We start from the raw sequence: 14,292 nt of genomic DNA, 5'->3' as shown, positions 1-14,292 counted from the left end.
ACTATATAACATAAATTTCTTTTTCAATCTCTACTAACTGCTTTTGCAATTGTTCTTTACTTTGTTCATATAGAGATACATCGATCGTTTCAGCCAATGCAAACAATATACTTTCATAATAGTTCATCACATCTTGCTGCATCACTTTTTCGAATAAATTCCACTTCATATCCCACTCTTGCTTATAATGATGAACAAATAAATGTTTTTCATCAGCTACATAGTTTGATACGAGCGGTTCTAATACAGATTTAGCGTCTTCTTGCATAAAAGCCTTGTCATTCTTTTCAAAAAAGCTTTTCTCATTTTTAAAATGTGCCAGTGCTTTTTTGAAATCTTTTATTTCAACTGAAGGGAACGGTTCTTTATGTGTAATATCTTTGTATTCATACTCCACTGTTCCATTCATAGAAATTGATTCATTTTCTACTTTACAGTTCACTACAATTTCATCCTTTGCACGCTTCATCGCTTCGTCTATCCATTTTTCAAGGCGTAATGATGTCGCACGCATTTCTTGTAATAAATCATGCTGAATAAATGCTACTAATTCCATAACACACTGTTGCAATTGTGTTTTCACATTTCCATCCGTTCGAAGTGATGCCGGATTAATAAATTCAGTAAACACATCATTATAGCGGAGGAATAGACGCTGTTGCACGTAATAAAGCAACTCTTTCACTTCATTTTGCATCGCCTGTTCTTCAGCAAGTACACTATATGAAGAAATGATATGAAGTAGTTGATCACGCTCTGCTTCATATTTTTTCGTTTGCTTCTCTTTCTCTTCATTCCCCTGCTTTGCACCCTTTATCATGTTTACTAAAAGCTGATCTGCCCCTTGCAACGCACCATATAGAGCATGCACAGAAACAAGCATTAAATCTCTCATCATAAAGGACGTAAATGATTCCTCAAACTTAGTAATCCCAGAGTTTTGTAAAATACCATACTTCTCTTTTTCAACATTCTTTCCTTGTTTCTCTTCAAGCGCACATAAACTTGAAATTGCAAATAAACGCGGATTTCTAATACCGTATTGTAGTAGCTGATCTGCGATATAACCTTTTACCATTTCAAGTTCTTCTTCAGACTCTGCTAAATCCGCCGCATTAATTAAGAAGAACATTTTATCAAGGGCAAAAGTATCCTTTACACGACCAAGCTGAATTAAAAATTCACGGTCAGCACGAGAGAATACATGGTTATAATATGTTACAAATAAAATAGCATCTGCGTTTTTAATATACTGGAATGCAACATCCGTATGGCGAGCATTGATAGAATCCGCTCCAGGTGTGTCTACAAGCGCTACTCCCTGCCTTGTTAAAGCACAATCATAATAAAGTTCCATATACTCAACGAAGCATGATTTCTCTTCATTCGCTACATAATCAGAGAACTCTTCTAATGTAACTTGTACTTGTTCTCCTAAATAAGTAGAAACTGCATCATACCCTTTTTGTACCGCTCGTAAAAAGCTAAATGTTGTTTTTTGCTTCCCAGTTGGTGAAGGATATTTCATAACGTTATCAATTTGTGCTAACGCTTCATCTAACGTAGCAATCTCATAATGAAACAGCTTATAAACAGCTTTCATATCTTCTAATAACGCTTGCTTTGATTTAAACTGAACAATTACTGTTCCATGTGGTTTTTCCTCTGTAACCGGCAAAATTTGATTAATCGTTGCCGTCGTCGGGTTTGGTGATACAGGAAGTACTTTCTCACCGAGTAAGGCATTGGCAAATGATGATTTTCCAGCACTAAATGCCCCGAATAACGCTACTGTAAATTGTTTTGTTTCTACACGTCTTCTTTTCTCTATTACCTCTTGCTGTACATGTTTCAGCGCTGGCAATGGCTCTAATATCGTTTCAGCTTTTTTCACTTTCTCTAATATCCGCTGAATATTTAAAGCCGCCGTTCCTTTCAGCTCTTCTTCATGAATCGCTACGTTATCGTTTACGATTTCCTGCTCTTGTAGTGTAAATTTCTCACTAACAATTTGCTTTTCCCTTTGCAATATCTCATCTATTTGCAAACCTTCAGGCGTAGCAATATGATCGTGCCAAACATTTCGTAAATAGTCTTCATATGCCACCAAATTGTTATTGTATTGTAATTGTGTTTCTTTCGCCGTTTGCAACATCGTATATGTTTCAATCTCTTCTTCAATACGAGCAACTGCTTCCCTCACCTTTTGCTTTAAAACGACCGCACTTTTATCAAAAATTTGCTGTGCTTTTATAAAATAACGCTTCTTTAGTTCATTCGCTACATCCGCTGTATAAAGAAGTAAGTAATCACCTGTGAAACCTGCGCCTTGTTTAATTACCTCAGCCAACATTTCTGGTCCGAAAGCAATTTCTAACCCATATATGTCTTTCCCAATTTCCTCCGTGAACAATCCTTCTTCTTTTAAGAAGGCTACAATAAATTCCTTCACATGAAAATCAAGCTGCGTTTCAACAGTCTTTTGAAGGGCAGAATAAAACGCCTCTACACGCCTTTGTTTTTCTTGCTCCGTCTTTCCTTTCGCAAATAGCAAACCGACTTTAAACTTTGTTAATTTCGTTTCTAAGTACGCATTTGCCAATTCTCTCATTTCAAATGGCATTAAATACGCGTTATCTAATATAGCTTGTAGGCCTTTTATAAATTCATTTCTCACATGAGACTCTTTACTTGCCTCACGATTTTTCGCTTCCGTTAACTCTTCCTTCTTTTCAACTACCTCTGAAATAGAAAGTGGTGATGCTAACTCTTCCTCATATTTCAAAAGAGCTTTTTCATTTTCAGAAACAATAAACGAGAAATGTTCCCCCATTAAATATTCCGTTTCTCGCTCCATTCCAGTCCTTACATACTGCTCTTTTTCTTTCATAATAGAAGTAATTAACGTTTCTAAGATTCCAATTTCATTATGTGGATGGTTCATCATTCGTAATGACGTATAATATACTCCATCTACTTCAATATCCCAGTTAGAGAACGATTGCTTTACACTATCTTTATAATTCTCAAACGACAATTCATTTTCTTTATGTTTATCTATTTGATTGACAACGAGATAAACCGTTTTATTACGTTGTTTCAATTCTTTAACAAATTGCAAATTTACTTCCGATTGGACGTGATTATAATCCATCATATAAAAAATTACGTCTGCTAGATGTAGCGTTGATTCTGTCGCTAATTGATGGGCATCATCTGTTGAGTCAATCCCTGGTGTATCTACTAACATAACACCTTCAGGAATTGGCGCATCATTCCGATAAATGTGAACACCAATTACCTCATCACCATCTTTACAAATTTGTTTTAATTCTTCAGCTGAATATGCACCGTCATACTCGTACTGTTCTCCAGATTTAACCGTTACAACAACACGATCCATTCCTTTTTCAATTTTGACAACGTTAGCGCTTGTCGGAATTGGACTTGTTGGTAACAACTGCGCTTTATATAGATGATTCATCATCGTTGATTTCCCTGCAGAGAAGTGACCACAGAACGCTATCATAAGCTGTTCTTGTTTATATTTTTGAATTACCTCAAACAACTTTAAACTATTCTCTGCATCGCCGTGTTTTTGCCACTCTTCATAAAAACAAACAAGTTTTTTCATACCGTTTGTCTGTACTATGTTTGTCATCCCCTTGTTCCCCTTTATCCAAGATGTATATACTTTTCCCCGCTATTTGCGAGCTCATAACCAGTGAGAGTTACACCTACCCATTGATTATAGTTTCACTTTACTATCATACTAAATTTTCAGCATATTCTCATTAAAAATAAAAAATCCCTTTCATTCTTTTTACAAATGAAAGGGATTTTATGTCATATCACTCATTTTGCTGTTCCTACTCCATTTAAAACATACTTCGCAATAACTGCATATACAGCGACTGTACCTGCTACTAATGTATATACCATACTTACGCACCAACCTTTTTTGATAATGATTATCAATTTTAAATATATTTTATCATTAAAGAGAATCATTATCAACACTTTTCATAAAGAAAGCTCCTTATAAGAAGGAGCTTTACTGCCTGTTTTGAAAAAGGGTAAAACTTATTGTGCACTCTTATTATATCTTATCCTACATAACTTAACAGTTTAAAAAAATGGAAATATCGCCTATCCCCTTCATCTTACATTTTGTATAATAAAAGGGAATTACTTAACAAGGAGGAAAAAAATGACGCAAAATCTCACACATGGCGAGAGGATACACTCCATCGATATTATTAGAGGAATAGCTGTACTAGGTATTTTTCTTGTGAATTGGCCTGTTATCGCCGGGGTTGACTCACGTGATCTTTCAGGAATTTACGAAGGGATAGACAGCTATATTCGCCTATTTTACGATATGTTTATTCAAACGAAATTTTATACAATTTTTTCGTTTTTATTCGGATTAGGTTTTTATATTTTTATGAGTCGTGCTGAGGCGAAAACCGACCGCCCAAAAACTTTGTTTGTTCGCCGCTTACTTATTTTATTATTATTCGGTTTCTTACATTACGTTCTTTTATGGGACGGAGACATTTTACATACTTATGCAATTGCTGGATTTTTCTTATTTTTATTTTATAAGAGAGAACCTCGTACTATTTTAATATGGGCTATCGTTTTATTGAGTATTTTTCAGTTTTTCATGCTAATCGTAGGTATTATGATTGCATTCGTTCCAAAGGAAGAATTAGGATTCTCCTTACCTATCATGCCACTTGAAGACTGGGTGTCACAAATAAAAAATCGTTTCCATGCATTTTACGCTGATGGAATTGAATTAAATTTACTTATGCTTCCAGAAACAGTTGGGCTATTTTTGCTTGGTTTATACGCCGGCAAAAAGGATATTTTCCGCCGCACGAAAGAGTTAGATCTAAAACTTAAAAAATGGCAAATTATTATGTTCCTTTTAACATTACCAATGTGGTTCTTCATGGTCCGTTACTTCTTATCAAAACCATTTTATGAACCAATTTATATGCAGGTCTTTACAATGTTTAGCGGAAAAACGTTATTCATATTCTACATTTTCACGCTAATGCGTTTATTACAAAAAGAAAAATGGCAAACATTATTACGTCCATTCCAATACGTTGGACGAATGGCATTAACAAATTACATCTCGCATACAATTGTTACATTACTTGTATTTGGTCTATTCCTTAAAAATTATTATCCTGCTCCATTATGGGTTGGACCAATATTCTGCATTAGTTTCTACACGTTACAAATCTTTATTAGCCGCTGGTGGCTTTCACATTACCAATACGGGCCACTTGAGTACATTTGGCGTCTTGGTACGTACGGGAAAATAATGCCACTTAAAAAGAAAAGCAAGGTCTCATAACGAGACCTTGCTTTTTCACGCTTCTCTTACTGCACTTTGCATAGATACTGGCTCTTCTTCTACTTTCACTTTGCGCTGCGGCACCATATTAAATACGATATTTAAAAGTACTGCTGACGCACTTCCAAGTACAATTCCGTTATCTGTTAAAATACGAATGCTTTCTGGAAGTTGTGAAAATAATGTAGGAACGACTGTTACGCCAAGCCCAATTCCGACAGAACATGCAACGATTAATAAGTTTTCTTGTTTACCAAAATCAACGCTACTTAACATTTTAATACCATATGCCATAACCATACCGAACATCGCTAACATCGCACCGCCCAGTACTGATTTCGGAATAATCGTTGTAATGGCTGCAATTTTTGGAATAAATCCAAGAACGATTAACATACCACCGCAAGTATAAATAATAACGCGATTTCTTACTCCAGTTAATTGAACAAGTCCTACGTTTTGAGAGTATGTTGTATATGGGAACGCGTTGAAAATGCCACCTAACACCATCGCTAATCCTTCTGCGCGATAGCCTTTTGTTAATTCTTTTTCACCGATTTTTTTATTGCAAATATCAGATAATGCAAAGTATACACCCGTTGCTTCTACAATCCCTACGCAAGCAACTAAAATCATCGTAATAATTGGTGTTAATTCAAATGTTGGTGTACCGAAGTAAAATGGTTGAATACCGTGGAACCAATCCGCCTCTCCAACCGCTTGCAAACTTACTTTCCCCATAAACGCTGCAACGATAGTACCGAACAACAAACCTAATAGAATAGAAATGGAACGGATAAATCCATCAAAGAAACGATACATAATGATGATAAATAGTAACACTCCAAATGCTAACGCTAAGTTTTCAAGACTTCCGAAATCTTTGCTTCCTACTCCGCCAGCCATATCATTAATAGCAGCTGGAACAAGTGTAACTCCAATTACTGTAACGACAGATCCTGTTACAACAGGTGGAAATAGTTTTACAAGTTTTCCAAATAATTTCGCAAAAATAACAACGAATAACCCAGCTGCAATAATTGCTCCATAAATTGAAGACACACCGTATTGTTTTCCAATCGCAATCATCGGTCCAACCGCTGTAAATGTACAACCAAGTACAACGGGAAGTCCTATACCGAAAAAGCGATTTGATAATGCTTGTAAAATTGTCGCAACGCCGCACATTAATAAATCAATTGAGACTAAATATGTTAACTCTTTTTGATTTAAACCAAGTCCACCGCCCACAATAAGCGGAACGATAATTGCTCCAGCATACATTGCAAGCATATGCTGCATACCAAGCGATGCAATTTTAAATGGATGCTGCTTCATCGTTTATTTCACCTCCGCAGTTTCTTGCTGTACAAATGTAACTGTGCCGTTATCAAGTGATGCAATTTCTGCTAGTGATTCAACACGAACGCCTTGTTCACGAAGCTTCTTTCCTCCATCTTGAAATGCTTTTTCAATAACAATTCCAATTCCTGCAATACTCGCTCCGGCTTGCTCTACTAAACTCATTAAACCTAAAGCAGCCTGACCATTTGCTAAAAAGTCATCGATGATTAATACACGATCATTTTCATCGATATGATTTCGAGATAATGAAATTTCATTTGTTTCTTGTTTTGTAAATGAATATACGTTTGCAACGTACATATTATCTTGTAACGTTAACGATTTACGTTTTCGTGCAAAAATTACTTTTACACCAAGCTCTAATGCAGCCATAACTGCTGGTGCAATGCCTGAAGATTCAATCGTCACGATTTTTGTAATGTTCTCTTCTTTAAAACGTTTAGCAAATTCTTTTCCGATTTCTTGCATAAGTACTGGATCAATTTGATGATTTAAAAAAGCATCTACCTTTAATACGTCACCAGATAAAACCTTTCCTTCGTTCAAAATCTTTTCTTGTAATACTTTCATCATGTTTGTTCCCCCTCTTATGCAATAAAAAAACTCCAAAAGCCGCCACCACTCGTTACAAGTGAGAGACGCGCTTTTGGAGTTTCGCAAAAAAAGAATGCTAAACAAGCAATTATATTCGTCCTCACTCATAGTCAAAGTATTTACGGTACTTCGGTAGAAACTTGCAGGCCATATCCCCGCGATTATATGAGTGTAGCTAACTATTTATTTTATAGAAGGATTATAACGTACTTTTTATGCTTTGAAAAGCATTTATCAAAAAAACACGTACAAATTTTTAAAAACCACTATTTTCGTTCGAGTTTTGCAAACTCTTTCATTCCCAATTACAACTTCGTTAAAATGATTGGCCCATCTTTTGTAATCGCAATTGTATGCTCATATTGAGCTGATAATTTCCCGTCCATCGTTCGTACAGTCCACCCATTTAAATCTACTTTAGAATATCGCATACCTATATTTACAATCGGTTCAATTGTAATTACCATTCCTTCTTGTAACTGAGGTCCTTGTCCTTGTTTCCCAAAATGAAAAATTGCTGGTTCTTCATGAATCTCTTTACCAATCCCATGTCCCGTAAAGTCTCTTGCGACAGAAAAACCTTCATTTGTTACATAACTTTCAATTGCATAGCCAATGTCTCCTACATGATTACCAATTACCGCCTGATCAATCCCTTTATACAAAGCATTCTCAGCTACTAACAACAACTTTTCTGCTTCATCAGAAACTTTTCCAACTCTATACGTCCAAGCAGAATCTGAAAGACCCCCATTTAAGTTTACTACCGTGTCAATTGTTACAATATTACCCTCAGTTAAAGGAACATCGGCCGGAAACGCATGACACATTTCATCGTTTACAGATGCACATATCGCATATGGATACCCGTTGTAACCTTTCTGTTCAGATGTGGCACCATGCTTTTTTAAATACATTTCAACAAACGTATCAATCTCTTGTGTCGTTATACCTGGCTTTATCATTTTCGCAATTTCTTTATGACATGAAGCAAGTAATTTTCCAGATTCATGCATCAAATCTATTTCATTTTTCGTTTTAATTGTAATCATACTACCTCTACCCTTCCTTGCTAAACCTACTATTTGCTACTAAACTTCTATCATACACACCCTCTACCAAAATTTCAAAACTCTCAATTACAAAAAGTAAAAAATATGTATCATATATTTCTAAATCAAAATAAAAAAACAGAAGATCCCTCTGTTTTTTAATCACGTTTACATATATAGTTCATTTTCAAGAACTCAAAACAACCACCATTTGTTTTCTGTATAAACGTTCCAACCGCTTCAAATCCCGCCCTTTTATACACTTTTATCGCTCTCTCATTAAATGTCGCTACTGATAGTGTTATATATTTGCATCCGTATTTTTCTTTGCTAAAAGCTAGTCCAGCATTCACGAACTGTAAACCAAATCCATTGCCAGTTATATCAGGTCTCATTCCAAGTCCTATCTCAACCGTTCCATTATTTATTTTACAAACCGTAAAGAACCCAATGAGAGTACCATTTTCTTTCACAGAAAATACATGATTCCCTCTACTCTCATCCTCTAAAAACTCAGCTAAATCTTCTTCATCTGCCTCTATATCGTAAAAGGAATATTCCCCTTTATAATGCCAGTTATATGCAATCTCTTCCGCCTCTTCTTGCGTCATTACTGTATATGTATAAACCATCTTCTATCCCCTATAAAAAAAAGCTGCAAGTAAGCAGCTCTTTTTTATAACTCATAAATTTCTTTATACTTCACTTCTAAATAATCTGCTAAGTAATTTGCATTTAACCCTTCGCCTGTTACATCTTCTAAAATTTCAAGTGGCTTTTTCGTTTTACCATATTGGTGAATATGTTCTGTTAACCATTCACGAATTGGTGTTACGTTTCCTTCTTCTAATAATGCGTCAAAGCTTGGAATGTCTTTTAACATTCTTTGCTTAAATTGCGCTGCATACATGTAACCAAGCGCATAAGATGGGAAGTATCCAAATGAGCCACCAGCCCAGTGAACATCTTGCAATACACCTTGCGCATCATTTTCCGGACGAATTCCTAAATATGCTTCCATCTTATCATTCCAAGCTGCTGGTAAGTCCTTCACTTGTAATGTACCATCAAATAATTCTTTCTCTAATTCATAACGCACCATAACATGAAGCGGGTATGTAAGCTCATCTGCTTCTATACGAATGAATGACGGCTTCGATTCGTTAATTGCATCATAAAATTCATCGACTGACATATCATTAAATTGACCATTGCTATACTCTTTTAATAAATCATAATTTTTCTTCCAGAATGATTTATTACGGCCGATAAAGTTCTCAAAGAATAACGATTGTGACTCATGAATACCCATAGATGTTCCACTACATAACGGTGTACCTTCAAATTTCTCTGAAATATTTTGTTCATATACAGCATGACCACATTCATGAATTGTTCCAAACACAGCCATGCGGAAATCCTTTTCGTCATAGCGTGTCGTAATACGAACATCCCCTCTATTTAATGTAATTTCGAATGGATGTACTGTTTCATCAAGACGGCCTGCTTCAAAGTCATAATTCAATTGCTTTAATAGTTCTAATGTAAAGTTCTTTTGTTTTTCTTTTGAAAATTTTTCCGATAAAGCACTTGTTTTTAATCCTTTTTTAGACTCAGAGATTTCTTTTACAAGCGGCACGATGCGCTCACGAAGTTGACCAAATACGTGATCTAAAACTTCTACTGTAATACCTGGCTCATACATGTCTAATAATGTATTGTATTTATATGTTTCGTAACCCCAATATGTAATAAATTTCTTTTTAAATTCAACAATTTTTTCTAAGTACGGGCGGAACATTTCGAAATCAGATTTTTCACGAGCTTCTTCCCACACACTCTCTGCTTTCGCTTCTAATTTCACATACGCTTCATATTCCGCTTGTGGAATTTTCTTATTTCTATCATATTCTTTCCGACACTCTTCAACCATTTTCTTCGTCGTTTCAGAAAGTTTATCTTCACGTATTAAAGCTTCAAGCTCTGTTAAATAGTTCCCCATCTCATCTGAAGTCGACATAGCAAACACTTCGGATGAAAGCATACCAATTACTTCTGAACGTTGATCAACACCTTTTTTAGGCGCCCCTGTTCTTAAGTCCCAAAACATTAAACTTAATGCTTCTCCGTAATTTTGTATCTTCTTCACATATGTTAAAAATTGTTTTTCTACTTCATATGTAGCTACTGTCATTGTATAAAAACCTCCTTTTTCTACCTCAAACTTAATTCGACATGAAAATCTAATTTCCTTTTATAATAGAAAAAAAGCTTGGCAAGCGCCAAGCTTTCTCCTTATAATTCTTTACCTTCTACTGGTAGTACGTTTTTCACCGCTTCTATCACTTTCTCATCTTCTGTATCAGATAAGAAGATTGATATAGCACCTTTATCGTCGCTCGTACGAATTAAACGGCCAATCCCTTGACGAAGACGTAAAATCATATACGGTACATCTACATCCCAGAATGGATCATTTACATGTTTACGCTTCGCCTCAAACACAGGATCGTTTGGAGGGAATGGTAATGACCAAATGATAACATGTGATAATGATGAACCAGGAATATCTAAACCTTCCCATAAATGAACGGCACAAAGTACAGTCTCTTCTTCATTTTGGAAACGAGAAACGAGCTGACTAATTTCTTGATCCCCTTCATATAAGAACGGAACTGACATTTGTTCTTTACTTACATATTCTTTAAACGCTGCAAGTTCTTGCGTTGTACGGAATAATACAAGTGTACGTCCGTTTGTTTTCTGTATATTTTCAAGTGTATATTGACACTTTCTTTCCCACTCATTTTCTTTCGTATGCGATAGTAAGTTTACTGCCATTTGCTCTTCATAATCAAATGGTGAGGCAACTGAGAATGATAAGTAATCTTTTACCCCTAGGCTATTTGCTGTAAATGCGAATGAATCGTTATTAGATAATGTAGCAGATGAGAAGATATACGGGATTTTCTTCGAGAATACTTTCTCTTGTAATACTTCTTCAACTGCACGTGGCATAATTACTAACGTGAAGGCTCCATCACCTTCTTCACCCCATGTAATTACATTTTTCTCATGCATGAATAGACGAAGTGAATGTTCTAATACATCTAAATGTTCATCAACGATATTTAAATCATACGTATTTACTGTATGCATTTCACTTTCAAATACTAACGCATCACCGACTTCACCAATTTTCGCATAAAGTCGTTTTGCTTCAGCTGTTACTTTTTCTGTCACAGTAATTTCTAAACGATCAGAACCGGCAATTTCTTTTTTGTTTTCTTGTAACACATCAAAGAATCGCTCTGTTTGCCAAATTGTTTCTTCTACTAAATGTGCAAACTCCTCACGAATATCGTTTTGTAGCAATCTCGTTAGTAGTTGCTCCATCATCGTTTGCTTTAAACGATATGTTAAAGCTTTTTGAGCTGCATATTCTACAAGATGTCCTTCATCGAATACAACACAACTACTTTCTGGTAATAATGGAATTTGTCCTTCACGCTTTCGAGCATCGTACGTCCAAATATGATCCATATAAAAATCTTGAGAACAAATAATTAAATCTGCTGCTTTACGATAATGTTCACGAGAAAGAGTTTGACCGCAACGATGACGAGAATCACAAGTGAAGCAATCTTGGAAGTAATCCCAATTTACTTTTGACCATTCTTCGTCATTTAATAGTGGAAATTCTTTTCGGTCACCATAGTGAGTAAAGTTTTGCATCGTACCATGATCAAATACGAATTGTGGTAATTCATAATATACGTCTTCAATTACTTCTGGAGCTCGTCCACTCATAACATCTTCAAGTTTACGTAAGCATAAATAATTATCCATTGATTTTGCAAGCCTTACATCTACAGATAGCCCTAATGCTTCAGATAACTTAGCAATGTCCCCTTCTTCTTTCACAAGCTGCTCAATTAACGTTTCATCTGCACAAGCAATTATAGCTGGTTTTCCAGTATAACGCGCATAGCAAATTGCATATAGAAGATATACAATAGTTTTCCCTGTTCCTACACCCGCTTCTGCGAACATAACTTTCTTTTCTTGGAAAGCACGCTCTAATTGAAACGCCATAAAAATTTGTTCATCACGCTCTTCAAAACCTTTTTCCGGAAGGATGTCGTAAAACACATCTCCAATCCACTCATTCAACTTATCATAAAAATTGTCTTGTTTTCCTACTTCAAATGGTAATCTCTTCTCAGTAAACATCCTTAGCCTCCAACCAAAAAGTTTTTCTATAAAAAGATATAGTAACCGCTACTCATATGTGTGCAGCTACTTTCCCCTGTTGCCATAGATATAAATACACGAAAAAAAATTTTCCTTTCGAAAAAGGAAAATTTTCTTCTATATTAATGACTTTAAATACCTTTTATCAATCGCTGTTTCATGTGAAAGAGCTGACAAATATTCTTCTTGTGCTTTTTGTATTTCATCTACAATCGCATCTTGACTATCCACTTCTTTTCCGAGCTCATCATACGTACGGTGAATAGCTTTTTGAATCATTGATAATTGGAAATTATCCATATCACTTCCTCCTTTACGCATTACATAATAGCCAGTATATGCGCGCTGGAGGAGTTTTATACTATGAATTACGCGGTGGACGTTTTCCGAAGTATTGGTAGTAATCTGTACGGATAAACCCGTTAAACAGTTTACGTTTCTTCGATGCATCTTTTCCATAGCACTTCTCAAATGCTTCGTAACTTGTTAATACATACGCTGACCATGTATCTAATGGGCGGAATACTTGTCCCATTTCTTTGTACAATTGTTCAACAAGTGCTTTTTCACTTAAACGTTCTCCGTATGGAGGATTCGTTACAACGTAGCCATAATCCTCTTTTGTTGTGAAATCTTTTACTTGCATTTGTTTAAATGTAATTAAATCGCCCAAGCCTACTTCTTCTGCATTATCTTGAGCAACTCGAATCATACGATGATCAATATCGGATCCAATGATTTGTAATCGTTGATCATAGTTCGCTAAATCTTCAGCTTCTTGACGAGCTTCACGCCAGTTTTGTTTACCTACCCAGCCCCACTCGTCAGATGCGAAACCACGGTTAAATCCTGGTGCAATGTTTTGTCCAATTAATGCTGCTTCAATCGGAATTGTACCTGATCCACAGAATGGATCAACAAATGGACGATCCGGCTTCCAGTTTGTTAATTTAATTAAAGACGCAGCTAATGTTTCTTTTAACGGAGCTTCCCCTTGATCCATACGGTATCCACGTTTATGAAGTCCAACACCGCTCGCATCAATTGTTAATGTCGCAATATCCTTTAGCATTGCAATCTCGATACGGAATAACGGGCCATCTTCTTCAAACCAAGTTGTACGTTTATATGTTGTTTTTAATTTTTCAACGACAGCTTTTTTAACGATACGTTGGCAATCCGAAACACTGAATAATTCAGATTTTAAAGATTTTCCGATAACAGGGAATTCACCATTCTCTGGAATATAATCTCCCCAGTTTAATGCTTTCGTTTTTTCAAATAGCTCATCAAATGTTGTTGCTTTAAATTCGCCAACTTTAATTTTTACACGGTCCGCAGTACGTAACCATAAATTCGTACGACAAATCGCCTTTTCATCTGCTTCAAATGTTACTTTGCTGTTTTCTACTTGACATTCATAACCAAGATCGCGAACTTCTCGGGCAACTAACGCTTCAATACCCATTGCCGCTGTTGCAATTAAAGTAACTTTTCCCATTTGCATTCACCTCTTATGTATATTCAAACAATAATTAATAGCAATTGGTCCTATTAATCATTACATTTTACGAAAAATTTTCTCATTAACCATTTTAACTCATACTTTATAACTTCATACAAATAAAAAGCCCTCCTCTAACAAAGGAGAGC

General features: G+C 35.6%; 11 protein-coding genes and 1 riboswitch. Of the genes, 1 reads left to right on the top strand and 10 read right to left on the bottom strand.

The window, feature by feature from the left end; genetic code table 11:
- Nucleotide 1: 1 nt before the first annotated feature.
- Together DN407_RS07760 and DN407_RS31960 are read right to left on the bottom strand one after the other, a co-directional pair.
- The gene (locus DN407_RS07760; RefSeq protein WP_149216149.1) at nucleotides 2-3,661 is read right to left on the bottom strand and encodes a dynamin family protein; all 3,660 of its coding nucleotides are present in this window, start codon (nucleotides 3,659-3,661) and stop codon (nucleotides 2-4) included.
- Between the two features lie 194 nt (nucleotides 3,662-3,855).
- Nucleotides 3,856-4,020 (bottom strand): hypothetical protein, encoded by a 165-nt coding sequence (locus DN407_RS31960; RefSeq protein WP_002100871.1) that lies wholly within the window; start codon nucleotides 4,018-4,020, stop codon nucleotides 3,856-3,858.
- Between the two features lie 190 nt (nucleotides 4,021-4,210).
- Between DN407_RS31960 and DN407_RS07755 the strand changes: the two genes are divergently transcribed.
- On the top strand, nucleotides 4,211-5,374 hold the full coding sequence (locus DN407_RS07755) for a DUF418 domain-containing protein (protein ID WP_149216148.1): 1,164 nt from the start codon (nucleotides 4,211-4,213) through the stop codon (nucleotides 5,372-5,374).
- Between the two features lie 15 nt (nucleotides 5,375-5,389).
- On the opposite strand, the gene pbuX is transcribed toward DN407_RS07755, so the two are convergent.
- The 8 genes from pbuX to DN407_RS07710 all read right to left on the bottom strand — a co-directional run bounded on the left by pbuX (nucleotide 5,390) and on the right by DN407_RS07710 (nucleotide 14,140).
- A complete protein-coding gene (gene pbuX / locus DN407_RS07750; protein ID WP_000809223.1) occupies nucleotides 5,390-6,712 on the bottom strand; it encodes a xanthine permease PbuX in 1,323 nt (440 codons plus the stop codon).
- A gap of 3 nt (nucleotides 6,713-6,715) precedes the next feature.
- Nucleotides 6,716-7,309 carry a xanthine phosphoribosyltransferase gene (locus tag DN407_RS07745; RefSeq protein ID WP_000866483.1) on the bottom strand — a complete coding sequence of 198 codons (594 nt, stop codon included), beginning with the start codon at nucleotides 7,307-7,309 and terminating at the stop codon, nucleotides 6,716-6,718.
- A 111-nt stretch (nucleotides 7,310-7,420) separates the two neighbouring features.
- Nucleotides 7,421-7,522, bottom strand: a riboswitch (purine riboswitch).
- 116 nt (nucleotides 7,523-7,638) lie between these two features.
- Nucleotides 7,639-8,385, bottom strand: a complete 747-nt coding sequence (locus DN407_RS07735; protein WP_000628415.1) for a type I methionyl aminopeptidase — start codon at nucleotides 8,383-8,385, stop codon at nucleotides 7,639-7,641.
- A gap of 158 nt (nucleotides 8,386-8,543) precedes the next feature.
- Nucleotides 8,544-9,017 (bottom strand): GNAT family N-acetyltransferase, encoded by a 474-nt coding sequence (locus DN407_RS07730; protein WP_016109670.1) that lies wholly within the window; start codon nucleotides 9,015-9,017, stop codon nucleotides 8,544-8,546.
- Nucleotides 9,018-9,061: 44 nt separating this feature from the next.
- Nucleotides 9,062-10,579, bottom strand: a complete 1,518-nt coding sequence (gene ypwA, locus DN407_RS07725; RefSeq protein ID WP_149216147.1) for a carboxypeptidase — start codon at nucleotides 10,577-10,579, stop codon at nucleotides 9,062-9,064.
- A 101-nt stretch (nucleotides 10,580-10,680) separates the two neighbouring features.
- Nucleotides 10,681-12,618, bottom strand: a complete 1,938-nt coding sequence (locus DN407_RS07720; RefSeq protein WP_000493698.1) for an ATP-dependent DNA helicase — start codon at nucleotides 12,616-12,618, stop codon at nucleotides 10,681-10,683.
- Nucleotides 12,619-12,756: 138 nt separating this feature from the next.
- Nucleotides 12,757-12,939 carry a DUF3921 family protein gene (locus DN407_RS07715; RefSeq protein ID WP_000368569.1) on the bottom strand — a complete coding sequence of 61 codons (183 nt, stop codon included), beginning with the start codon at nucleotides 12,937-12,939 and terminating at the stop codon, nucleotides 12,757-12,759.
- Nucleotides 12,940-13,000: 61 nt separating this feature from the next.
- Complete coding sequence (locus DN407_RS07710) at nucleotides 13,001-14,140, bottom strand: THUMP domain-containing class I SAM-dependent RNA methyltransferase (RefSeq protein ID WP_000521224.1); 1,140 nt, start codon at nucleotides 14,138-14,140, stop codon at nucleotides 13,001-13,003.
- Nucleotides 14,141-14,292: the final 152 nt, after the last annotated feature.

This window comes from Bacillus sp. JAS24-2 (assembly GCF_008274905.1).
GTDB lineage: Bacteria > Bacillota > Bacilli > Bacillales > Bacillaceae_G > Bacillus_A > Bacillus_A cereus.
This window is presented reverse-complemented; position numbering and strand designations above follow the sequence as displayed.

Excerpts from the sequence above, each read along its gene's own strand:
- DN407_RS07760 (WP_149216149.1), bottom strand. The coding sequence starts at position 3,661 with ATGACAAACATAGTACAGACAAACGGTATGAAAAAACTTGTTTGTTTT.
- DN407_RS07755 (WP_149216148.1), top strand. The coding sequence starts at position 4,211 with ATGACGCAAAATCTCACACATGGCGAGAGGATACACTCCATCGATATT.
- pbuX (WP_000809223.1), bottom strand. The coding sequence starts at position 6,712 with ATGAAGCAGCATCCATTTAAAATTGCATCGCTTGGTATGCAGCATATG.
- DN407_RS07745 (WP_000866483.1), bottom strand. The coding sequence starts at position 7,309 with ATGAAAGTATTACAAGAAAAGATTTTGAACGAAGGAAAGGTTTTATCT.
- DN407_RS07735 (WP_000628415.1), bottom strand. The coding sequence starts at position 8,385 with ATGATTACAATTAAAACGAAAAATGAAATAGATTTGATGCATGAATCT.
- DN407_RS07730 (WP_016109670.1), bottom strand. The coding sequence starts at position 9,017 with ATGGTTTATACATATACAGTAATGACGCAAGAAGAGGCGGAAGAGATT.
- ypwA (WP_149216147.1), bottom strand. The coding sequence starts at position 10,579 with ATGACAGTAGCTACATATGAAGTAGAAAAACAATTTTTAACATATGTG.
- DN407_RS07720 (WP_000493698.1), bottom strand. The coding sequence starts at position 12,618 with ATGTTTACTGAGAAGAGATTACCATTTGAAGTAGGAAAACAAGACAAT.
- DN407_RS07715 (WP_000368569.1), bottom strand. The coding sequence starts at position 12,939 with ATGGATAATTTCCAATTATCAATGATTCAAAAAGCTATTCACCGTACG.
- DN407_RS07710 (WP_000521224.1), bottom strand. The coding sequence starts at position 14,140 with ATGGGAAAAGTTACTTTAATTGCAACAGCGGCAATGGGTATTGAAGCG.